Genomic DNA, 23217 nt, shown 5'->3' with positions numbered 1-23217 from the left:
TCAGCGCAGCGGCGTGCCGGCCACCGCGGGCTGGGGCGCTGCCGTGTCGGCCGGCGCGGCGGGCGCGACCTTCTCGAGGCAATAGCCGAGGCCGCGCACGGTCGAGATCCGTACGCCGCTGGGTTCGATCTTCTTGCGCAGCCGGTGCACGTAGACTTCGATCGCGTTGTTGCTGACTTCCTCGCCCCATTCGCACAGATGGTCGACGAGCTGCTCCTTCGACACGAGCCGGCCGATCCGCTGCAGCAGCACCTCGAGCAGGCCGAGCTCGCGTGCGGAGAGATCGAGCACGTGATCGTTCGCATACGCGATGCGGCCGACCTGGTCGAACGCGAGCGAGCCGTGGCGCACGACGGTCGGGCCGCCGCCCGCGCCGCGCCGGGTCAGCGCGCGCACGCGCGCCTCGAGCTCGTTGAGCGCGAACGGCTTGGCCATGTAGTCGTCGGCGCCGAGGTCGAGCCCCTTCACGCGCTCGTCGACGCTGTCGGCGGCCGTCAGGATCAGCACGGGGAGATTGGAATTGCGGGCGCGCAGGCGCTTGAGTACGTCGAGCCCGGGCATTTTCGGGAGCCCGAGATCGAGGATCAGCAGGTCGAACGTCTGCATCGACAGCGCCGTATCGGCGTCGACGCCGGTCTTCACGTGGTCGACCGCATAGCCCGATTGGCGGAGTGACCGGGTGAGGCCGTCCGCGAGTATGCTGTCGTCTTCCGCGATGAGAATTCGCATGATGCTGACCGATGGCCGGCAGGGCGTTCGCGCCGGCCGGCTGTCTCCGAAGTTATTCGTGTACAACGCAGCCTGCATTGCGGGCTTGCACAAAACACTGTTTTTTTATACAGTGTCTGCATTCGTGGGCGGCGCTTGAAAGCGGGCGCGCCTCTAACAGACGCTGCTCATCATAGCAAAGGACGATTCATGGAAGATAGCAAGAAGGGCTCCGGGATGACCGCCGAGAAGAGCAAGGCGCTGGCCGCCGCGCTTGCCCAGATCGAAAAGCAGTTCGGCAAGGGCTCGATCATGCGCATGGGCGACGGCGAGGCGACGGAGAACATCCAGGTCGTGTCCACGGGCTCGCTCGGTCTCGATATCGCGCTCGGCGTTGGCGGCCTGCCGCGCGGCCGGGTGGTCGAGATCTACGGTCCGGAATCGTCCGGTAAAACCACGCTCACGCTGCAGGTCATTGCCGAACTGCAGAAGATCGGCGGTACGGCGGCGTTCATCGACGCCGAGCACGCGCTCGACGTTCAATATGCAGCGAAGCTTGGCGTGAACGTGCCGGAGCTGCTGATCTCGCAGCCGGACACTGGCGAGCAGGCGCTTGAAATCACCGACGCGCTGGTGCGCTCGGGCTCGATCGACATGATCGTCATCGACTCGGTCGCGGCGCTCGTGCCGAAGGCCGAAATCGAAGGCGAGATGGGCGATTCGCTGCCGGGTCTGCAGGCCCGCCTGATGTCGCAGGCGCTGCGCAAGCTGACCGGCACGATCAAGCGCACGAACTGCCTGGTGATCTTCATCAACCAGATCCGGATGAAGATCGGCGTGATGTTCGGCAACCCGGAAACCACGACGGGCGGTAACGCGCTGAAGTTCTACTCGTCGGTGCGTCTCGACATCCGCCGGATCGGCTCGATCAAGAAGAACGACGAGGTGATCGGCAACGAAACCCGCGTGAAGGTCGTCAAGAACAAGGTGTCGCCGCCGTTCCGCGAAGCGATCTTCGACATCCTGTATGGCGAAGGTATTTCGCGTCAGGGCGAGATCATCGATCTCGGCGTGCAGGCGAAGATCGTCGACAAGGCGGGTGCCTGGTACAGCTACAACGGCGAGAAGATCGGTCAGGGCAAGGACAACGCGCGTGAATTCCTGCGCGAGAATCCGGAAATCGCACGCGAGATCGAGAACCGCATTCGCGAATCGCTTGGCGTGGTCACCATGCCCGATGGTGCTGGCCTGGACGAAGCCGAGGCGATGGACGAAGAAGAGTGATGGTCGGGCGCCGAGGTCAGGCTGGCGAGCCGGAGGAGAGCGACGCGCCCGAAACGGCGGGTCGCTCCGGCCGGCGAGCCGGATCCTCGGGCGCCGATCGGCGGGTCGCAGGCAGCCATGCCGCGAACCGCACCGCGACGAGGGCATCCGACGATGCCCTCGTTTCGTTTGAGATTACCGCACCGGACGATCCGTTCGACGACGATGAGTCGTTCGATGCGCACGACCGCTCCCGTCGTCGCGTGTCCGGTGTCAGCTTCCCGGGCGATCGCGCAGCCGATGCATCGGCGCCGGCCAGGGAAGATGTCTATACGCGCAGCAGCCAGCATCCGCGTCGCACACGTCGCGCGTCGGGCGCTTCTTCTTCCAGTGCTTCGCCAGGTGACGCTCCGGGCGCGACCGAGCGCAAGTCGTCGAAGCCTCAGCGATCGTTGAAGGGCCGCGCGCTCGGCTATCTATCCCGCCGCGAATACAGCCGCGCGGAACTCGCGCGCAAGCTCGCGCCCTACGTCGGCGAAGACGAATCCGTCGAGCCGGTGCTCGATGCGCTGGAACAGGAAGGCTGGCTGTCCGACGCGCGCTTTGCCGAGAGCCTCGTGCATCGTCGTGCGTCGCGTGTCGGTGTCGCACGCATCGTCAGCGAGCTGAAGCGTCATGCGGTGGGCGACACGCTCGTCGAGGAAGTGAACGCGCAGCTCCGCGAGACCGAATGGGCGCGTGCGCAGGCGGTCTGGCGCAAGAAATTCGGTGCACTGCCGCAAACGCCGGCCGAGCGTGCGAAGCAGGCGCGCTTTCTCGCCGCGCGCGGCTTCTCGAGCGCGACCATCGTGAAGTTGCTGAAAGTCGGCGACGATTTCCTGATCGACGACTGACCGCGCCGATCGCGCGCGTGGCGCGCGATTTTGCTGCAACGCAACCACTTCCGGACAGGCGGGAATACCCGCCGTCGCGTCAAGCTGTCTCAAATACCCAATATGCTAAAATCCACGGGTTTTCCTCTTCGGCCTCAACCTCCAGCATGCCGCTATCCGAGCCCGTGCCCCGTCAGTTGCGACATCAACGCGCAATCCGAGCGGAAGCTTACGAGCGCGGCGACGGCTTGTGGGACATCGAAGCCTGCCTGACCGACCACAAGCCGCGCGATGTCGCGCTTGCGTCGGGCATCCGGCCCCAGGGCCTGCCGATCCACGAACTCTGGCTGCGCGTGACTATCGATCGTGACCTCAATGTCGTCGACGCCGAAGCGTCTTCGGAATGGGTTCCCTATCCCGGTCACTGTCAATCCGCCCCTCCCGCCTATCGGGCCCTCATCGGGCTCAATCTCTTCCGCAATTTCCGCCGCAACGCGAACCGGCTGCTCGCCGGCGTCGCAGGCTGCTCCCATCTCACCGAACTGTGCGCCGTGCTGCCGACGGCAGCGATCCAGGCGTTCGCCGGTGATGTGTGGAACGTGCGCGAAGAGGGCGGCGAAGGGCCGGATCATGACGGCGCACACGAAGAAGCGCCTTTCCAGCTCGGCCGCTGCCGGGCGTTGCGGTTCGACGGTGAGGTCGTGCGGCAGTACTACCCGCGCTGGTATGGCGCGAGCCGGCCGGACGTGCCCGGTGATGGCAGCACGAAGGAATGAACGGAAATCATTCGAAGAAGCGTCTAAAGCGACTTTTCATCCAACTCTCAGACTGAAGGGAATCACGCATGAAGATTCACGAGTACCAGGGTAAGGAAATCCTGCGGAAATTCGGAGTCGCGGTACCGCGCGGCAAGCCGGCGTTCTCGGTTGACGAGGCCGTCAAGGTGGCAGAAGAGCTCGGCGGCCCGGTTTGGGTCGTGAAGGCTCAGATTCACGCGGGTGGCCGTGGCAAGGGCGGCGGCGTGAAGGTGGCGAAGTCGATCGAGCAGGTTCGCGAATACGCGAACCAGATCCTCGGCATGCAGCTCGTCACGCACCAGACCGGTCCGGAAGGCCAGAAGGTCAACCGTCTGATGATCGAAGAAGGCGCCGACATCAAGCAGGAACTGTATGTCAGCCTCGTCGTCGATCGCGTGTCGCAAAAGATCGTTCTGATGGGTTCGAGCGAAGGCGGCATGGACATCGAAGAAGTCGCCGAAAAGCACCCGGAACTGATCCACAAGGTCATCGTCGAGCCGTCGACGGGCCTGCTCGACGCTCAGGCCGACGACCTCGCCGCGAAGATCGGCGTGCCGGCTGCTTCGATTCCGCAAGCGCGCGCGATCCTGCAAGGCCTGTACAAGGCATTCTGGGAAACCGACGCATCGCTGGCTGAAATCAACCCGCTGAACGTCTCGGGCGACGGCAAGGTCACCGCACTCGACGCGAAGTTCAACTTCGACGCGAACGCGCTGTTCCGCCACCCGGAAATCGTCGCTTACCGCGACCTGGACGAAGAAGATCCGGCTGAAATCGAAGCGTCGAAGTTCGACCTCGCGTACATCTCGCTCGACGGCAACATCGGCTGTCTCGTGAACGGCGCAGGCCTGGCAATGGCGACGATGGACACCATCAAGCTGTTCGGCGGCGAGCCGGCGAACTTCCTGGACGTCGGCGGTGGCGCGACGACCGAGAAGGTCACCGAAGCGTTCAAGCTGATGCTGAAGAACCCGGATCTGAAGGCGATCCTCGTGAACATCTTCGGCGGCATCATGCGCTGCGACGTGATCGCGGAAGGCGTGATCGCCGGTTCGAAGGCCGTGAACCTGAACGTGCCGCTCGTCGTGCGCATGAAGGGCACGAACGAGGACCTCGGCAAGAAGATGCTGGCCGATTCGGGCCTGCCGATCATCTCGGCGGACAGCATGGAAGAAGCTGCGCAGAAGGTCGTCGCGGCTGCCGCAGGCAAGTAAGCGCGCGCTAATGAACACGCATGGCGGCGCGGTTCGCTCGCGACGCCAATCGAACAGAGGTCAAAATACATGTCGATTCTGATCAACAAGGACACGAAGGTCATCACGCAGGGCATTACCGGCAAAACCGGTCAGTTCCATACGCGCGCCTGCCGTGAATACGCAAACGGCCGCGAAGCATTCGTCGCGGGCGTGAACCCGAAGAAGGCCGGCGAAGACTTCGAAGGCATTCCGATCTACGCAAGCGTCAAGGAAGCGAAGGCAGAAACCGGCGCGACCGTGTCGGTCATCTACGTTCCGCCGGCAGGCGCAGCAGCTGCGATCTGGGAAGCGGTCGAAGCCGATCTGGATCTCGCGATCTGTATCACGGAAGGCATCCCCGTCCGCGACATGATCGAAGTGAAGGACCGCATGCGCCGTGAAGGCCGCAAGACGCTGCTGCTCGGGCCGAACTGCCCGGGCACGATCACGCCGGACGAGCTGAAGATCGGCATCATGCCGGGTCACATCCACCGCAAGGGCCGCATCGGCGTCGTGTCGCGTTCGGGCACGCTGACGTATGAAGCGGTTGCCCAGCTGACGGCACTCGGCCTCGGCCAGTCGTCGGCAGTCGGTATCGGCGGCGACCCGATCAACGGTCTGAAGCACATCGACGTGATGAAGATGTTCAACGACGATCCGGATACGGATGCGGTCGTGATGATCGGCGAAATCGGTGGTCCGGACGAAGCCAATGCGGCAGAGTGGATCAAGGACAACATGAAGAAGCCGGTCGTCGGCTTCATCGCTGGCGTCACGGCGCCTCCGGGCAAGCGCATGGGCCACGCCGGCGCGCTGATCTCGGGCGGTGCGGATACGGCCGAAGCGAAGCTGGAAATCATGGAAGCGTGCGGCATCACCGTCACGCGCAACCCGTCGGAAATGGGCCGTCTGCTGAAGAAGGCGCTGTAATATTTCCCTTGGGTTCGTCCTGCAGAAAACGCCGGCTTTGCCGGCGTTTTTTGTTATGCTCGCGCAATGAATTCGTAAGCACCGGGCATGCATCGCGCATGTGCCGGCGATGAACCGGGCCGCCTGCGTGGCGGCCGCTGTCCTGTCCTCACCGCCATGCTCGAATTCCTGACATCGCTGCACTGGGGCGCCGTGCTCCAGATCGTCGTCATCGACATCCTGCTCGGCGGCGACAACGCGGTCGTGATCGCGCTCGCCTGCCGCAACCTGCCCGCGAACCAGCGGCTGCGCGGTGTCATCTGGGGCACCGCGGGGGCGATCCTGCTGCGCGTCGCGCTGATCACGTTCGCAGTCGCGCTGCTCGACGTGCCGTTCCTGAAGCTCGGCGGCGGGCTGTTGCTGCTGTGGATCGGCATCAAGCTGATGGCGCCGGCCGCCGACGCGCACGACGACATCAAGCCGGCCAGCCGGCTGTGGGACGCGGTGAAGACGATCGTGATCGCCGATGCGGTGATGAGCCTCGACAACGTGATCGCGATCGCCGGCGCGGCCGAGCAGGCCGACCCGTCGCACCGGATCGCCCTGGTGATCTTCGGGCTCGTCGTCAGCGTGCCGATCATCGTGTGGGGCAGCACGCTGGTGCTGAAACTGCTCGACCGTTTCCCGATCGTCGTGGCGTTCGGCGCCGGGCTGCTCGGCTGGATCGCGGGCGGGCTGATCGTGAACGACCCGGTCGGCGACCGCTGGCCGGTGCTCGATACGCCGGAGGTCCTCTACGGCGCGAGCATCGCAGGCGCGCTGTTCGTCGTGGCGATCGGTTACACGCTCAGGAAACGCCGCGACGTGCCGCACGCGCACTGACTATTGGCCGTCCGGCCGACTGCCGGATTCACGGCCCGCTGGCTACGATCGAGACGCCTGCCTTTACGGGCAGGCGTTTTTCGTTTCCGGAGCCTGCCATGTTCGAAGCCTTTTCCATTTCCCTGTTCCGTCGCGTGGCCGCCGATCTGCGGCGCGCGAACCGGCCGTCGCCGCGCTGGCGGCCGGCCGGCTTCACGCTGATCGAACTGATGATCGTGCTGGCGATCGTCGGCGTGATCGCGGCCTATGCGATTCCCGCGTACCAGGATTACCTGGCGCGCTCGCGCGTCGGCGAGGGGCTCGCGCTCGCGTCGTCCGCGCGGCTTGCCGTCGCCGACAACGCGGCAAGCGGCACAAGCCTCGATGGCGGCTACAGCCCGCCGGCCGCGACCCGCAATGTCGAATCCGTTGCGATCGACGGCGCGACCGGCCAGATCACGGTCGCATTCACCACGCGCGTCGCCGCGGCCGGCGCCAATACGCTGGTGCTCGTGCCGTCCGCGCCCGACAAGGCCGATGCGCCCACCGCGCGCGTGCCGCTTAAAAAGGGCGCGATGCAGGCCGGTGCGATCGCGTGGGAGTGCTTCGCCGCCGGCAAGGATGCGTCGTCGTTGCCGGCGCCGGGGGCCGGGCCGTTGCCGGGCGACGCCGCGACGCTGCCTGCGAAATATGCGCCGGCGGAGTGCCGCGCGTAGTGCCGGCGGCGGGGCAGGGCGGCGCGGGCAGCATGTCGGCCGCCGCTTCAGCCGGCCCGGGCGGTCGTCCCGCGTCGGGTCGCGGCGCGAAGGCCCCGCACAGAGGGGGGAAAGTTTTGTATAGTGCGCCGGTTGCTGACATCCGGTTCGCTCATGCCCTCCACTTTTTCCCGTTCGTTGCCGCTCGTTGCACTGGCTGTCGCCCTGATCGTGCCGTACGCAATCACGAATCACACGTATCCGATCCCGACCTTCTATTCCGAGTTTTCCGCGCTGGTGCTGTATCTGCTGGTGGGGGTGTCCGTCGTGCTGCTCGCGCGCACGGGTCGCCCGGCCGAGCCGTTTGCGGCACCGGCCGCGTTCGTCGCGCCGCTCGGGTTCGCCGTGGTGCTCATCGCGCAGGTCGCACTGATCCCGCTCAAGGTGCCGTCGATGAACTGGCTGGCGGTCGGCTATCTTGCCGCCGCGCTGGTCGCGATGCAGGCCGGCTATGCGCTCGCGCGCGACGGGCTGGCCGAGGCCGTGTCGCGGATGATGGCCGGTGCGCTGCTCATCGGCGGCGTGTTCGCGGTCGGAACCCAGATCGCGCAGTTGTTCCACCTCGAGTCGGCGCTGTCGCCGTTCGTCGTGATGTACAACGTCGCGGTCGATCGCCGTCCGTACGGCAACATGGCGCAGGCGAACCATCTGGCCAGCTACATCGCGTTCGCGCTCGCCGGCGCGCTGTATCTCGTGCAGACGCGCCGGCTCGCGGTATGGGCGTGGTTCGCGCTGTCGATCGTGCTGTCGGTCGGTCTCGCGCTGACGGTGTCGCGCGGGCCGTGGCTGCAGGTCGGGGTCATGGTCGTCGCAGGCTTCTGGATGGCGTGGCTCGAATCGCGTCGTGCGCCGGGCAATGCGCGCGCGTGGCTGATCCCGGTCGTGCTCGCGGTGGCGTTCATCGCGGTGAACGTCGCGGTGCGCTGGGCCAACGTGCACTATCACCTGAATCTCGCGGAATCCGCGGCCGACCGGATGCGCGACGCGGGGCAGATCGCGCCGCGTCTCGCGCTGTGGAAGTACGGGCTTGCGATGTTCCGCGAGCATCCGCTGCTCGGCGTCGGCTGGGGCGAGTTCCCGTCGCACCAGTTCGCGCTCGTGCGCTCGCTCGGCGGCGTCGAGATCGCGAACAACTCGCACGACATCTTCATCGACCTGCTCGCGAAGTCCGGCCTCATCGGCCTGGGCGTGCTCGTCGTCACGCTCGTGACGTGGTTCGTGCGTGCGGTGCGCGCGCCGCAGTCGAGCATGCGCGTGTTCGGCTTCGCGCTGATCGGCATCCTGCTGATGCACGCGCTGGTCGAGTATCCGCAGCAGTACATGTTCTTCCTGTTGCCGGCGATGTTCGTGATCGGGCTGCTCGACGTGAAGCCGCTGCGCATCCTGCCGGGGCGCGCAGCGTTCGGGTTGTTCGCGGTGCTGTCGGTCGGCGGCGTGCTGGCGGCGGTGCCCGTGCTGCGCGACTACCAGCGTGCGGAAGTGCTGTATTACGGCAGCGATCCGGCCGCGCAGTACCGCGATGCACCGTCGCTGCTGTTCGGCGCGTGGGGCGAATACGGCGCGGCCACGCTGCTGCCGATTTCGGCGGACGACCTGCCGGCCAAGCTCGCCGCGCATGAACGCGCGATCGCGCTGCTGCCCGGCGAGACGGTGCTGCGCCGCTATGCGGCGCTGCAGGCGCTGGCGGGCCGCAACACCGATGCGCTCGACACCGTCGCGCGCCTGCACGTGTTTGCGAAGGAGTTGAAGGACTGGCCGCAGCAACTGGCGGCGCTGTACAAGCTGTGCGATCAGCAGCCGGCGCTGAAGCCGTTCAAGGCGGCGGTCGTCGCGAAATACGGCGAAGTGCCGGCCGATGCGGCCGACGACGAGGACGACGATTCGGATTGATGCGTGCCGCGCCTGCCGGACGGGGAATACCGGCATGTGCCGCGCGGTGACGAAGTAGCGGCACGTCGGGCCGAACTGCCGGGCGCGAACCCGTCGAATCCGGCCGCATAGCGATTACCTCGCGGATTGCGCGGATTCCGTCTGAACGCGCGGCGATTCGCGTCAACCATTGTCAAATCACCGCCGCTTTCCGGGTGGCGCGTGCACAATGCGCGAAAGCGCGTGCGTACCGGCTCGCATAGGGCCTGGGCCGGCGTCAGCACGGGCAGTACCCCGGCCATCCGGGAAGTTCACCACGCAGGATCGCGGCCGGGCATCGATCGGCCGTGCGGCCGTAACGGGGCGCCGGTCCGAAGGCCGCGGCGCAGTGTGACGCACGTGGTGCGGCCGGTCGATGTTCCCCGGTGTGTGGCGCGTGTGTCCGGAACAGTGCTCAAGAACGATATTCGACCATGGCTATTCGCTCGACCTACCTGATCCTGCCCGCCGTCGCGATGCTGTTTTCCGGCTGTGCGATGCTGTCGTCGTCGCAGGAAAGCAAGCTGACCTGCCACATTCCGCGTGCCGTCTATCCGGATACCGCGAAGCCGCTCACGCGCCCGGCGACCGTACTCGTGCGCGCGCTGATGACGACGTCCGGCGAGGCGCAGAACGTCACGGTGACCACGAGCAGCCGCAATGCGGCGGCCGATCGCGCGGCCATCGACGCGATGACGCACGCGACCTGCGTGCAGACGGGCGCGACCGCGAACCCGTTCATGCTGACCCAACCGTTCGTGTTCGAGCCGCAGCGCGGCCAGTGATGGGCAGGCGGTGCGGCCTGCGTGCGGGTTGCCGTCCGGCTTCGCCGCGGCCACCCGCACAGTTTCGCTCGGCCGCCGACAGTCGATGCGCGCGGCCGTTGCGGCGCGCGCGCCCGCCGTTCAGTGCTGCGGCATCAGGTTCGCGCCGCGGCAAGCCGGCTCGGCCGCCGTGCTCAGCCCGAGCAGCGTGAACCCGTTGCGCTCCTGGCGAATCAGCGCATAGTGCCGCGCGACCGTTTCTCCGGTGTTGCCCGTCAGATCCAGTTCGACCTGAAAGCGGTCCTTGCTGTCCGAGCAACTGCGCACCGGGCCGTACGCGAACCCCCTGTCGGCAGTCTTGCTGGCCTTTTCGAACACCTGTCGGCCTTTCAGCGCGGCCGCTGCGGCGGCGGGCTCGCTCCATTCGCGCGCCAGCGCATCGTCCGCCTTCAGCCATTCGTCGACGAAATCGCGGCCGTTGAGCGCAACGGGCTGTACGCGTTGCACGGTTCCGCCGTCGACGCGATAGCGGAAGACGCCCGGCCGCGTCATCACGTCGCTGTCCTTCGAGCCGACCGTCGCCCGCACCTCGAAGCCGTCGGGGCGCACCTTGAAGCGGATCGGGTTTTCGTCGAGCACGTAGCTGTTCTCGGAATGGAACACCGTGCGCTGCACGGCCGAGCCGTTGGCCGGCGCGACCACGTCCACGGCGAACTGGCTCCAGCGCGACGCGCACCACGGCGTGCCGTGGACGACCGCGACCTGCCCGCCGGGTAGCGCCGAGAACCAGAAGCCGGCGCCATACGCGCCGCCGATGTCCTTGTAGTCGCCGGCCTGCCAGCGCAGCACGCGCCGCCAAGTACCGTTTTCCCAGGCGTACGCGGTCAGCACGTTGTCGTCGCCGCATGCGATGTCGAAGCCGGCGCGCACGAACAGCAACGGGCGCGACGTGCCGCCGCGTTCGACGCCGACGTCCGGATTGCGGCCGAATGCCGATTCGCCGTCTTTAAACTGGGTAGTGGGTTGAGCGGGCACGCCGAGCGCGGTCGCGAGCGTGCGTTTCAGCGCGGCCGGGTCGACCTGTTCGTCGCTGCACGCGAGCCGCGCGTCGATCGCGCCGACGAGCGCCTGCTTGTATGCACGCAGCGCGTCGCGCAGCGGCGGCGCAATGTCGACGCCGCCGCCGTCGCTCGGCGGAACGCGGATCTGCTGGACGCGGTGCTGCGCGTCGATGGCCGCGCGCGCGGCGGTGTCGGCGGCGGGGCAGGTGCCGGCGGCCGATGCGGCGGCCGGCAGCAGGGCGAGCGCGCACAGCAGCGGCGCGCCGTATTTCAGCGTGTGGGTCTTCATTTGCGATGTGTTTTTCTGGCTTTTTATCGTTCGAACGGGGCATCGTTACGGCCGACGATGCCCCGTGAATGGCTGCTGCTGCCGCTGGCGCTCAACCCGCCGTGTCTTCCGCCTTCCAGTCCCCCGACTTCCCGCCGCGCTTCTCGCGCACGCTCACGTCGGTGATCACCATCCCGCGATCGACGGCCTTGCACATGTCGTAGACGGTCAGCAGCCCGACCTGCACGGCCTTTTAAATCAAAGGCTTACTGGTAGCGATTCATTCGACCTTGTCCCACCCGGTTGATAAAGTGGGACGGCAGTGGGACGGATTTGGTACAACAATCGGACCGCACTGTGCCGCAAGTTTACGCGATTGGCCCGTTCGGGCGGAAGTGCATGTACATGTCGCAGCACGACAGGATTTTCCGGACGCATCATTCGGCGCATCGTTGGACGCGCGCCGTGGCGTTCCGACGTGTTGTACTGGGTCAGTCAGCGTTGCTGGCACATGCTTCGTGATTCCGTCAGGTGTCGAGGGATTGGCTGAACGGCATAATGTCGCCTTCGTGGCTTAATCGTCACAATAACAAGCACCTCAGCACTATGACCGCACTCGAAATGCTTCTCGACACCTTCCGCCAAACCGCCGTTACTGAACGGGAGAAGGGAACCTACTTCGAAGAGTTGATCGTTACCTATTTGCGAAACGAAGCCACATATCGCGATCTGTACAGCGACGTGTGGACCTATGCGGAATGGGCTGACCTGCAAGGGCTTGATAGGCGGGACACCGGTATCGATCTTGTGGCGAAGACGCGCGGAACGGATGAAATCCATGCCATCCAGTGCAAGCTATATGCGCCAGACTACAAGGTTCAGAAGAGTGACATCGACAGCTTCTTCACCGCATCCGGCAAGAAGCCATTCACGCGCCGGATCATCGTCGCCACGACGAATCATTGGAGCGAACACGCCGAAGACGCGTTGCTGGATCAGCAGCCGCCAGTTAGCAAGATCGATCTGACCGCCCTTGAAGAAAGCCAGATCGATTGGGGGCAGTACCAGCCCAAGGCCGCGCCGGTCATCAAAGCGAAGAAGGAACTGCGCCCGCACCAGACCAATGCACTGAACGCCGCTGTTCATGGTCTGGCGGATGCCGACCGTGGCAAGCTCATCATGGCATGCGGGACCGGGAAGACGTTCACCAGCTTGAGGATCGCCGAAGCGATGGCCGGTGCGGGCAAGCGGGTTCTGTTCCTTGTACCAAGTCTGTCGCTACTTTCCCAGACCTTGACGGAGTGGACTCAGGAAAGCGCGACGCCGCTTCATAGCTTTGCCGTTTGTTCCGACAGCGACGTTGGCAAGAAGCGCAAGAAAGAAGACGACATGGTGCAAACCTTCGTCCATGAACTGCGCTATCCGGCCACGACGGATTCGGCCCGACTGGCGGCAGAGATGGCGAAGCGGCACGATGCGTCGCACATGAGCGTCGTTTTCTCGACCTACCACTCGATTGATGTCATCAGTCGCGCCCAGAAGGACTTCGGGCTGGCCGACTTCGACCTGATCGTCTGCGACGAAGCGCATCGCACGACCGGCGCGACGTTCGGCGACGATGACGAAAGCACCTTCGTCCGGGTTCACGACGCCGACTACATCCGCGCCGCCAAGCGCCTGTACATGACGGCGACGCCGCGCATCTATGGCGATTCGGCCAAGGCGACGGCTGAACGGGACAACGTGGCGCTTTGCTCGATGGACGACAAGGCCCTGTACGGTGACGAACTGTTCGTCATCACGTTCTCGGAGGCCGTCAAACGCGGGTTGCTGGTCGATTACAAGGTGATCGTGCTGGCGGTCGAAGAGACGCACGTCAACCGGCGTCTGCAAGACCTGCTGCGGGATGAGAACAACCAGTTGAAGGTTGACGACGCAGCCAAGATTGTTGGCTGCTGGAAAGCCCTGTCGAAGCAGGGATTGACCGACGACTTGGTTGGCGACGGCGATCCTATGAGTCGTGCAGTGGCCTTCTGTCAGGTCATCGAAGTCTCGAAAGGGGCTAAGACGCACAAGGTCAGTTCGAAACAGATCGCCGGGATGTTCCAAGCGGTCGTTGAAGCGTATCAGGAGTCTGAAGAGACGGAAGAATTCGAACAGGCGGCCCGACTTCACTGCGAAGCTGAACACGTTGACGGTGGCATGAATGCCAGCGAGAAGGAAGCGAAGCTGGCATGGCTGAAGGCCGAGACGCCCGAAAACACTTGCCGCATTCTCAGTAACGTTCGCTGCCTGTCCGAAGGTGTGGACGTTCCGGCACTGGATGCCGTGCTGTTCCTGACGCCGCGTAACTCGCAGGTTGACGTGGTGCAGTCGGTCGGTCGCGTGATGCGCAACGCACCGGGGAAGAAGCGCGGTTATGTGGTCTTGCCGGTGGTGATTCCGGCAGGCGTCGAACCACACGAAGCCCTGAATGATAACAAGACCTACGCCGTCGTCTGGCAGGTCTTACAGGCGCTTCGGTCGCACGACGACCGCTTCGATGCAATGGTGAACAAGCTCGAATTGAACGGGCCGAACACTAGCAAGATGGAAGTCATCGCGATCACTGACAAGATTCAGAAGAAGCAGCAGAAAGCCAACGGGACGAAGAACAAGGACGCTGGTAAGGGCGGCTTCACCATTGGCGAAGCGGTCAAGAAGCGCACCGCGCAGGAACAGCACGAACTGCAATTCGAGATCGGCGAGATCGAGAAGGCCATCTACGCGAAACTGGTGCAGAAGGTCGGCAACCGTCACCACTGGGAAGATTGGGCGAACGACATCGCGAAGATAGCTCGCACTCACATCGACCGTATTACGGCCATCGTCGAGAACCCTGCCAACGCGAAGGAACGAGACGCGTTCAACGAGTTTGCCGCAGAACTGCGTGATGACCTGAATGGCAGCATCACCGATGGCGAAATCATCGAGATGTTGGCGCAGCATCTCATCACGAAGCCGGTGTTCGATGCCCTGTTCGCGGACTACAGCTTTGCGAAGCACAACCCGATGTCGCTGGCGATGCAGCATGTGTTAGATGTGCTGGATGAACATCGGCTGGACAAGGAAGCCGACACGCTGGAACGGTTCTATGAGAGTGTGAAACTCCGGGCGGAAGGCATCGACAACGCGGCGGGCAAGCAGAAGATCGTCGTCGATTTGTACGATAGGTTCTTCCGCAATGCCTTCCCGAAGATGACTGAGCGGTTGGGGATCGTCTACACGCCGGTCGAAGTCGTGGACTTCATCATTCATAGCGTTGCCCATGTGTTGCAGTCCGAGTTCGGCCAGACCTTGGGTAGCAAGGGAGTCCACATCATCGATCCCTTTGTTGGTACGGGCACGTTCGTGACACGGCTTCTGCAAAGCGGCCACATCACGCCCGAAGAACTGCCACGCAAGTACAAGCATGAAATTCATGCGAACGAGATCGTGCTGCTGGCTTACTACATCGCAGCCGTGAACATAGAAGCGGTATATCACGGCATCGTCGGCGGCAAGTACCAGCCGTTCGAAGGCATTTGCCTTACAGATACGTTTCAGATGTACGAGACGGAAGACATGGTTGATGCGCTGTTGGAGCAGAACAGCGCCCGCCGAAAGCGTCAGAAGAAGCTGGACATTCGCGTCATCATGGCGAATCCGCCGTATTCGGTAGGACAAGCCAGTGCGAATGACAACAACCAGAATGTCGCATACCCGCATCTCGATAAGCGAATCACGGAAACTTACGTGCAGCGGTCAAGCGCCGCTCTGTCCAAGGGGTTGTACGACAGCTACATTCGCGCTATTCGCTGGGCCAGTGACCGCATCGGCAACAGTGGCGTGATCGGCTTTGTGACCAATGCCGGCTTTCTCGACGCCAACACTGCTGATGGTCTTCGCCAATGTCTGGCAGAAGAGTTTTCGACTATCTATGTGTTTCATCTGCGCGGCAATCAACGCACGGCGGGAGAACAGTCGCGAAAGGAAGGTGGCAAGATTTTTGGAAGCGGCAGTCGCGCTCCTATTGCGATTTCTGTGCTGGTCAAGAATCCGAATGCCGTGCAGCATGGTCAGATTTACTTCCACGACATCGGTGACTATCTCAGCCGCGAAGAGAAATTGGAGAAGGTAAGTGCATTCAGAAGCATTCAAGGGATCGGGGAAGTAGGTGGCTGGCAACACATCGTCCCTGACCAACACGGTGATTGGCTGAACCAGCGAGACGACCGTTTCGGCGAATACATCGTGTTGGGCGACAAGAGAAGCAACGCGCCAAGGCTATTTGAAAACTTCTCGTTGGGTGTTTCCACAAACCGTGACGCATGGTGCTACAACGCTTCCAAGAGCGGCGTGACAGCGAACATGTCACGCATGATTGACGCTTACAACCGTGAAGTTTTAAGGTTTTCAAGCAAATTCGGTCGGCTGGACCCGAAGACTCAGATGTTGCGCGTGGATGACTTCATTGACAATGATCCTTCTCGGATCAGTTGGACGCGTGGCCTGAAGCAGGAACTAGTCAAGAACCGACGGTTTGCCTTCGAACCGGAATGCCTGACACCAAGTCTGTATCGGCCATTCAGCAAGCAATGGCTGTATTTCAACCGCCGTTTCAATGAAATGGTATTGCAGATGCCGCGTATCTTTCCTGACGCGACGGCGGAGAATCGCGCCATCATGATTAAAGGCAATCTCGCCGATGCCGGTCAGTTTGCGCTAATGGTGGACAAGGTCGTCTCCCTTCAGCCTGATGGCGGTGCTCAGTGCTTCCCGCTCTATCTCTACGACGAACCGAATGGCGAAGTGGGCGACGAGCAGTTACAAGCCGGATTGTTTGACCCCGATCAGGCCGCTAGGCGCAAACGCCGAGATGCGCTAACTGACGAAGGACTCGCGCACTTCGAAGTTGCATATCCCGGCGAACAGATCAGCAAAGAAGACATCTTCTACTACGTCTATGGCTTGTTGCATTCACCTGACTACCGCGAACGCTATGCCGACAATCTGTCGAAGGAGTTGCCGCGCATCCCATGCGTGAAGACAGCCACTGACTTTTGGGCGTTTTCGAAGGCTGGACGAAAGCTCGCCGACCTGCACATCAACTACGAGACGGTAGAAAAGTTCCCGTTGCAGATCGAAGGCGAAGGACCGTTGTTGACGGATGCGGACTACCGCGTCGAGAAGATGCGGTACGGCAAGAATGGTAAGGACAAGGACCTGACCACATTGATCTACAACGACAAGATCACGGTCAAGGGCATCCCGCTGGAAGCCTACGAATATGTGGTCAACGGCAAACCGGCGCTGGATTGGGTCGTCGAACGTCAGTGCGTCAAGACCGACAAGGACAGCGGCATTGTCAACGACGCGAACGACTACGCCATCGAGACGATGAACAACCCCCGCTACCCCTTGGAACTCTTTCAAAGGATTGTGACCGTCAGTCTGGAAACGATGAAAATCGTGAAGTCATTGCCTCATCTGGACATTCAGTCGCATGGTCCGACTGTCGGGCAGTTGATAGAGGCGAAGGATGAACCGGACGCATTGACCGCATGACTGTAAGCACTGTTGGCGATTGCAATCATTAGCGCCCGACTGATTGTTCTGCTGATGACTGCAATCGCCGTGCTTTTTGTCGTGATTGTGGCGCAGTAGCTTCAGTCACGTTGGCATTTCGATCTTGCTGCCGACTGTAGCGCCAAGACTGTAGCAATGGGTCATATAGTCGAACCAGAGGGGATCGATGGTCCGTTGCAATGGTTCACCTGTTGCTCTCATCGAATGGTGGCTGTCAGTTGGTCAAGGCTTCGTCGGAAGTGACGGCATTGACTTCAATGATGCGTGTGCTTTTTACATCAAGATGGCGTTCGAGTGCCGAAATATCGAAGACGAGGTAAGTCTGCTCTGCGACTTTGCCTTTCTCAAACCTGACCGTTGCTTTGATCCAGTCCGCACCATTGCTGACCAATTCGTCCGCGATCCGGTTCTGCTTCTCGGAACCCTTTACTTGATGGTCGCTCAGTCCCAACTGGTCCATCAGGTCCTTCGGCATTAACTGTACGAAACCTCGGTCCCGGACGCGTTCAACGGCTTCTGGAGTGACAATCATTGCCAGTTCCTTGAAATATCGTTCGAACGGGAAGAATCCAGCCACTTCGGTATTGATTGAAAGATTCTCATTCGCGAATACGTAAATATCCTTCTTCGGCCCATGAACCGGGCGTGCGCGACCAATGGCCTGAAGGGTTTCGGACAGCGATGTGTGTTCATAGACCACCTGATGCCAAGGGTTCTTGGGAATCATGCTGTTCAGGCTATACGTCTCACCGTCTTTCATGCGAACCGGCAGGTCGGCATATATCGGCCTCTCCGATTCGGCTTCACATGAAAACAGGGCGCGAGCGTAATCCAGTGTGTCCTTCGGTAGGAGCATATGCCGCCCAACGACCAACAGACAATCAACGTCTTTCATCGTGTCAAGGCCGCGTAGGTCGCCGAAATGGGCGTGATGCGATGCACCGATCTTTTCTGCCAGATAAGCCGCGAAGTCGTTTTTGTCGCCGACCTGCATGTAGGTAATCAAGCCGACGTTCGTGTAGGGCTTCGCGATCTCGATCAAACCATCAACAAGGTTCGACAAGTTCTCGGGCTTGCCGCTTAGCCATTCCTTAGTAATCGTCTTGTTCGATAGTTGGAACAATTGAACGTCAGCGTGCTGTCGGACGGCAATGGAATGAAACTGAACGCCCGGAAGCAGACGCTGAACGACAGCAGGGTGTGCCGTCGCATCGAGATACAGCGTTGGAATGCCTTCGTATCGTTCAGCCGGTGCGGGTAACGGCAACCACCTAATCGCATTGTCTTCGACCCACATGCCGTCAAGCAGCGTTGGATCGCCGGATTGGACGTAGCTTTCAAGTCGCGCAATGATCTCGGAATGCTGGCTATCTTCTTGGCTTTTCAGATAGGCGTGACGGTACTTTTTGAGTGGAAGATTCAGTGATGGTGTTGCTGGCTTTGTGTTTTTCGCGGCATCGAGGATGACCTGTTCGCCGTGGTTCCAGATTGCGTCCCGCAACGACTTGCCGGTATCTACGTCCAAAATGATCCGGGCTATTGAAGGGAACCGTTTAGACGTGGATTCTTTCTGCACCCTGCCAAGTCTCAGGATGTCTTCGTCAATGACGATGTAGTCGGGCACCCACCGGGATCGATTGTCGTTGGGTTCGGTGCCGCCCGTATCCGTCGTCCGGCTGCCATTGAACCATGCCGACTGCTCGTTGATCCATTCGTTGTGCGTCATGACCCGAATGTTCGCTGTCGTATTGAATTGCAACGTGTACTCGCAGACGCCTTGGTGCGGGCACCGCGACAGGCAGTACTGAAGCGGGATGCTGATGCCGAACTCTTCAAGGTTCTCTCGCGCTTCCTTATTCTCGCAGAGTGTCTTCCGTGAATGAAACTTGACGATGGACGGGCGTTGCAGCTTGCCGCGTAGCGTGTCGGCACTGGCAATGTCGGCAGCGCGGATTTCGTTGTAGGTCTTGATGATCTGGTCGCCAAGGTCGTGTGTCGGTACGAGAAACAGAATCTTCGCGCCGTGACCCACTTCGCGCGACAGTGCTTCCAGCACGGTGCGGGTCTTCCCGGCACCGGTCGTGACCTTGACGAAGTGCGATGTCTTGCCAGTCACGAATTCGCGGATGATCGCCTGTAGGCTCGCCGTGGCTTCTGCGGGCGTGGAAAGAGGACGGAGGGAATAGTCGCATGGCATCGGCTGGATATATCGCCGTGCCGCGCCACCGTTGGACGGCTTGTAGTTGCCGTACTCTTTCGCATACGACTGCAACATGTAGATGTTTCCATACGTCGCGTTGCGTAGGGCTTCTTGGAGTTGCTGTTCAAGTACAGCCCGCTCTTTCTTCTCCCAGTGGTTCATCAGCAGCCCGATGCCCGGACGGCCAAGCATCTTTAGGACGCATACGTTCACCTTGAAACGGTCGGCGTAGTGCAGATCGCGCGGGATGTAATCCAGCAGAATTTGGACGGAGGCGATGTCTGCTTCCGTGGCGATTAATGCTGCGGGCGGCGGCACATGGCACTGATCGTTCAACGCCAGCGGGATGCAGTCGGCACGGAAGAACGCGTCGGGATCGTGCGATAGGAAACAGGACTGGCGAAGTTTGTTCGCGTCCGCGTCATCGTGAAACCTGATGCCGCAATATTGGTGGATGAGTTGAAGACACAGGCGATACGCAATCTTGAAGCGTCGTTTCGTGATGTCAATGGGTTCGCCGGGTGCGCGAGCGAAGTCGGTTAACAGGCCGAATTTCAGCCCGCCCGATGGCGACCTGAAGGCATAGATGCACGCGTTGTGCTTCATCACGGCCGTGCATAACTCGTTCACGTCCAAGCCGTGGTTGTCTTTCTTGTCGATGTCGAACTGGACGATGCCGGTGGGTTCGCTGTCTTCTCCGAGACGGGTATCGACACTCGGCAACACAGTCGGATAGAAGACCGGCAGTGTGTCGAGTTTCAGCGCCTTGCGTTCGTCGTCGTCCTTCGTTTCACGGATGAGGCGAATTCTGTCTTCATAGATGCCGCTTCGGACGGACTCAATGATGTCTTCGATGGATTGCAGTGTCGTCGTAGTTGTCGGTCGCATGGACGGCGCGACACGCGCATAAATAGTAACGCTCATGGGGTTGGTAGCTTCATGGGTATATCGTGGCCCCACTGGATGCGTGTTCAGTGGGGTCTTTTCTTTTGTGCTGCCGTTTACTTATGCATGATCTGATAGTGCGGCGGCGCACCCCGTAGCGAGGAGAAAGGGGGTGACTGGTTCCCACAAATGGGTAGTTTTTCTATCTATATCTTATAGAAATTACTCCCATTTGTGGGCGGCAGGTGCCGACCTGAGAAGGCTGTGTGTCCGCGCAGCGGCACGACTGAAGGGAGCGATACATGATGTCCAACTGGTGCAGGGGAGCGGAATTGCTGGGCTGCGTCTGCGAGAATATGGGTATCGATGGATTCGACCGACAACTAATCGAAGATCATGGAATACAAGACGATCAAGCTGGCCGATGTGGATATGCTTCACAAGGTCTTTCGGGGGTTCAGAAGCCACGATGGCGTGGGGTATGTCTTCAGGGGACAAGCTCAGGCGAGTTGGGAGTTGCTGCCGAAGGCCGGTCGGCCCGAGTTTTATCTACCCGACGACAGGGACCTTGGGCGGTTCAATGCATGGGGTAGGAAAGCCGTCGCGTACACGTCTTTGTCGTCAAGCTATCTCGAACAACTGGCGTTGGCGCAACATCATGGCCTTGCGACGCGCCTTCTCGACTGGTCGATGAATCCGCTGGTCGCATGCTACTTCGCGTGTTCCGATCATGATGGCAAGGATGGCGCGGTCTGGATGTACGAGATGGGCGATGTAGTCATGACAGATGAGATTGTCCAAGCGGCGTTGAAGGAGCAGCGCGGCGTATTCGGCTATCTCCCCAAGGCAGCATTTCCCCGTGTCATCAATCAGAAAGGGCTATTCACGGTCCATTGCGATGCCTCGCATCAGATCGAGGTGACACAGTCTCGCTTTGGTAGCGAATTTACGAACCTGATGCAGCTTTACATCCCCGCGACATTGAAGGCCGAAATTCTGGACTTCTTGGCGGACTATGGCGTTGATCGTTCGTACTTGTTCCCCGATCTTGATGGCCTGTCCGCACACGTCAACGCGGTCACGGCACGAATGCGAAAGCCCGGTCTGAAGGATTAATCGATTCATTCGGCACGCCATGGCCGCCGCACCCGCGATCAGGGTAAGGTGCCTTTGGGCAATGGATTCCGAGGGGCGGCAAAAAACCGGATAATCGTGCCATCAGAATACGATTTATCACGCCGACTGCGGGGCAGTGAAAGGTTGGGGAGAGAGGGAATCCTACATGGATAATCAGCTAGTCAAATTTTTGCGACAGAAGGACTTCGTGCTTGAGGGGCGTCTTGGGCAAGGCGCAACTGGAAATACGGTATTGCTTTTTGATAGCGTGATTAATGAGTACTTTGCCTGCAAGAAATATGAGCCTTCACGGCAAGCTTTGGCGGCGAAGCTTTTCGATGCTTTCGTGCGGGAAATTAAACTGCTGCACCAAGTCAATCATCCAAACGTGGTGCGAGTGTTTAATTACTATCTGTATCCCGATAAGCACTTGGGCTACATTCTTATGGAGTATATCAAGGGCGCGGATGTTGGAACTCATCTCTTATTCTCGCCGGAGGACATTAATCAGATATTTGAGCAGACAATCAGTGGCTTTGCATATCTTGAGGAAAATGGTGTTTTGCACCGGGATATTCGAGAGGACAACATCCTTGTAACAGAAAAGGGTGTCGTGAAAATCATTGATTTCGGTTTTGGGAAGCGCGCTAATGCGCCAGCAGATTTTGAGAAGAGCGTATCTCTAAGTTGGTGGTGCGATCTTCCTGTTGAATTCAAAAGCTCGATCTATGATTTTCGCACGGAAGTATATTTCGTCGGGAAGCTGTTTCAGAAAATCATATCCGACATGAGTATTGAGATGTTCAAGCATGGTGATCTGCTTGATAGTATGTGCAAGATCGAACCAGAAAATCGAATATCGTCTTTTGCGGAGGTTCGCAATGCAGTGTTGACGGCCGATTTTTCTGGTGCAACCTTCAGCTATTCAGAGCGAAAAATTTATCAGGATTTCTCCCAGAGAATGAGCGATGTGCTAATTGAGATAGAGGCAAGTGCGAAGTATTACACTGATGCGCCCACCGTACTCAACAACCTCGAAAGCACTTACAAAAAGGTGATGCTTGAAAAAGATGTGCCGAATTCAGCCATTGTGTTGCTGTGCTTCGTTAAGGGGGCGGTGAAGTTTCGTACCAAGGTGAAATTTTCCGTGGAAGATCATCTGCGAAAATTCATCGAGATGTTTCGATCTGCATCAAGAGAGAAGCAAAATATTATCATTGCCAATATTTCGAATAGACTTGATGCGGTTGATCGATATTTGGATGAAATGGATGATGAGATTCCTTTCTAGGTGGCGGCATCTCGGTTTCTACGTTGTTCGAGACTCGCCAAACGTCCGATCAAGGCATCGAGTAGAAAGTCGAAAGTGTGGATTTCGATTCTCGACTCACGACTGATCTGGCGGCGCATGTGCCTAGTGTCTTCAGACTCGGTTGCGCGACGACCCATCAAGATCAGTCCGGGCACCTCCATGTCAATCTCGGTAAGCCCCAGCCCGTTGTCGCTGCGTAGTCGCGCTGCGTAGTTTTGGTTGTGGGAGAGCCATATGCGCCAGTCTCGGATTTGGCGAATGGCGTGATTCAGCGTCGCCGAAGGGTTACCAGCCTTGGTGAACATAGTTGCCATCGGACTTTCGAGTTCCACCGCAGTCCAATGAAAGCCCATCGAGTCGCAGTCGGCAATCATGAAGTCCGTGACATGCTCACTGCCGAGTCGCTGTTTCGGGATGATCCAACGCCCGTGGCCGCCCCCTAAATGCTGGATCAGATGCGAGGGATTCTTTTGCAAGAACTGCTGGATGTCTTCTTCGCGCGTCGCCGTATCCAGCGCGTGACGAAGTGCTTCTACGTCAGACGGCTGCACATCGTCCCATAGGCTGAAAAAGTCTTTGAGCGGGTCGCGTGCGCGCGAAGTTTCAAAGGCTTCACGTGCCGAAGTCAGTTTCATATGGTTGCCGCGCAGAAGTTGTTTGCCGAATTCTATCCTTGACCAACGTGGAATTGAGCGG

General features: G+C 60.4%; 17 protein-coding genes and 1 pseudogene. 13 read left to right on the top strand and 5 right to left on the bottom strand.

From position 1 onward, the window contains the following. On the bottom strand, positions 1-729 hold the full coding sequence (locus ACN8ZM_RS14310; RefSeq protein ID WP_041492943.1) for a response regulator transcription factor: 729 nt from the start codon (positions 727-729) through the stop codon (positions 1-3). Between ACN8ZM_RS14310 and ACN8ZM_RS14305 the strand changes: the two genes are divergently transcribed. From ACN8ZM_RS14305 to ACN8ZM_RS14260, 10 genes are all read left to right on the top strand, one after another. Continuing rightward, entirely contained in the window at positions 728-868 is a 141-nt protein-coding gene (locus ACN8ZM_RS14305) for a hypothetical protein (RefSeq protein WP_155292077.1), read from the top strand. The two genes, ACN8ZM_RS14310 and ACN8ZM_RS14305, sit on opposite strands and share 2 nt — an antisense overlap. Positions 869-918: 50 nt before the next feature. Continuing rightward, positions 919-1992, top strand: coding sequence for a recombinase RecA (recA, locus tag ACN8ZM_RS14300; RefSeq protein ID WP_043190741.1), 1074 nt, complete (start codon positions 919-921; stop codon positions 1990-1992). Continuing rightward, positions 1992-2864 (top strand): recombination regulator RecX, encoded by an 873-nt coding sequence (gene recX, locus ACN8ZM_RS14295; protein ID WP_043190744.1) that lies wholly within the window; start codon positions 1992-1994, stop codon positions 2862-2864. Before recA ends, recX begins: the two co-directional genes overlap by 1 nt. Positions 2865-3010: 146 nt before the next feature. Beyond that, a complete protein-coding gene (locus ACN8ZM_RS14290; RefSeq protein ID WP_043190747.1) occupies positions 3011-3619 on the top strand; it encodes a DUF2889 domain-containing protein in 609 nt (202 codons plus the stop codon). Positions 3620-3687: 68 nt separating this feature from the next. After that, a complete protein-coding gene (gene sucC, locus ACN8ZM_RS14285) occupies positions 3688-4854 on the top strand; it encodes an ADP-forming succinate--CoA ligase subunit beta (protein ID WP_043190750.1) in 1167 nt (388 codons plus the stop codon). Positions 4855-4923: 69 nt separating this feature from the next. Next, positions 4924-5805: a succinate--CoA ligase subunit alpha gene (gene sucD, locus ACN8ZM_RS14280; protein WP_006477916.1), complete on the top strand. Its 882-nt coding sequence runs from the start codon at positions 4924-4926 to the stop codon at positions 5803-5805. Positions 5806-5961: 156 nt separating this feature from the next. Then, positions 5962-6666, top strand: a complete 705-nt coding sequence (locus tag ACN8ZM_RS14275) for a TerC family protein (RefSeq protein ID WP_089451482.1) — start codon at positions 5962-5964, stop codon at positions 6664-6666. Positions 6667-6764: 98 nt separating this feature from the next. Further along, a complete protein-coding gene (locus ACN8ZM_RS14270; protein ID WP_043190753.1) occupies positions 6765-7361 on the top strand; it encodes a pilin in 597 nt (198 codons plus the stop codon). Between the two features lie 153 nt (positions 7362-7514). Continuing rightward, positions 7515-9290: a PglL family O-oligosaccharyltransferase gene (locus ACN8ZM_RS14265; RefSeq protein WP_420210188.1), complete on the top strand. Its 1776-nt coding sequence runs from the start codon at positions 7515-7517 to the stop codon at positions 9288-9290. A 452-nt stretch (positions 9291-9742) separates the two neighbouring features. After that, on the top strand, positions 9743-10093 hold the full coding sequence (locus ACN8ZM_RS14260; RefSeq protein WP_089451216.1) for a TonB family protein: 351 nt from the start codon (positions 9743-9745) through the stop codon (positions 10091-10093). Positions 10094-10213: 120 nt separating this feature from the next. Here the strand turns inward: ACN8ZM_RS14260 and ACN8ZM_RS14255 are convergent, their stop codons facing one another. After that, on the bottom strand, positions 10214-11422 hold the full coding sequence (locus ACN8ZM_RS14255; protein WP_420210187.1) for a hypothetical protein: 1209 nt from the start codon (positions 11420-11422) through the stop codon (positions 10214-10216). 91 nt (positions 11423-11513) lie between these two features. Next, positions 11514-11651: pseudogene (locus ACN8ZM_RS14250) on the bottom strand (cyclic pyranopterin monophosphate synthase MoaC); the annotation flags it as partial. A 356-nt stretch (positions 11652-12007) separates the two neighbouring features. Between ACN8ZM_RS14250 and ACN8ZM_RS14245 the strand changes: the two are divergent. After that, positions 12008-16987 carry a DEAD/DEAH box helicase gene (locus ACN8ZM_RS14245; RefSeq protein WP_420210186.1) on the top strand — a complete coding sequence of 1660 codons (4980 nt, stop codon included), beginning with the start codon at positions 12008-12010 and terminating at the stop codon, positions 16985-16987. A 235-nt stretch (positions 16988-17222) separates the two neighbouring features. On the opposite strand, the gene ACN8ZM_RS14240 is transcribed toward ACN8ZM_RS14245, so the two are convergent. Beyond that, positions 17223-20132 carry a DEAD/DEAH box helicase family protein gene (locus ACN8ZM_RS14240; protein ID WP_420210185.1) on the bottom strand — a complete coding sequence of 970 codons (2910 nt, stop codon included), beginning with the start codon at positions 20130-20132 and terminating at the stop codon, positions 17223-17225. 357 nt (positions 20133-20489) lie between these two features. Here ACN8ZM_RS14240 and ACN8ZM_RS14235 point away from each other — a divergent pair, with 357 nt between their 5' ends. Further along, positions 20490-21209 (top strand): FRG domain-containing protein, encoded by a 720-nt coding sequence (locus ACN8ZM_RS14235; protein ID WP_420210184.1) that lies wholly within the window; start codon positions 20490-20492, stop codon positions 21207-21209. 166 nt (positions 21210-21375) lie between these two features. After that, on the top strand, positions 21376-22500 hold the full coding sequence (locus ACN8ZM_RS14230) for a protein kinase domain-containing protein (protein ID WP_420210183.1): 1125 nt from the start codon (positions 21376-21378) through the stop codon (positions 22498-22500). Here the strand turns inward: ACN8ZM_RS14230 and ACN8ZM_RS14225 are convergent. Next, positions 22497-23156, bottom strand: a complete 660-nt coding sequence (locus ACN8ZM_RS14225) for a Shedu anti-phage system protein SduA domain-containing protein (RefSeq protein ID WP_420210182.1) — start codon at positions 23154-23156, stop codon at positions 22497-22499. The two genes, ACN8ZM_RS14230 and ACN8ZM_RS14225, sit on opposite strands and share 4 nt — an antisense overlap. Between the last annotated feature and the right edge of the window lie 61 nt (positions 23157-23217).

Origin of the sequence: Burkholderia aenigmatica (genome assembly GCF_048627025.1) — a bacterium.
Classification (GTDB): Bacteria; Pseudomonadota; Gammaproteobacteria; order Burkholderiales; family Burkholderiaceae; genus Burkholderia; species Burkholderia aenigmatica.
This window is presented reverse-complemented; position numbering and strand designations above follow the sequence as displayed.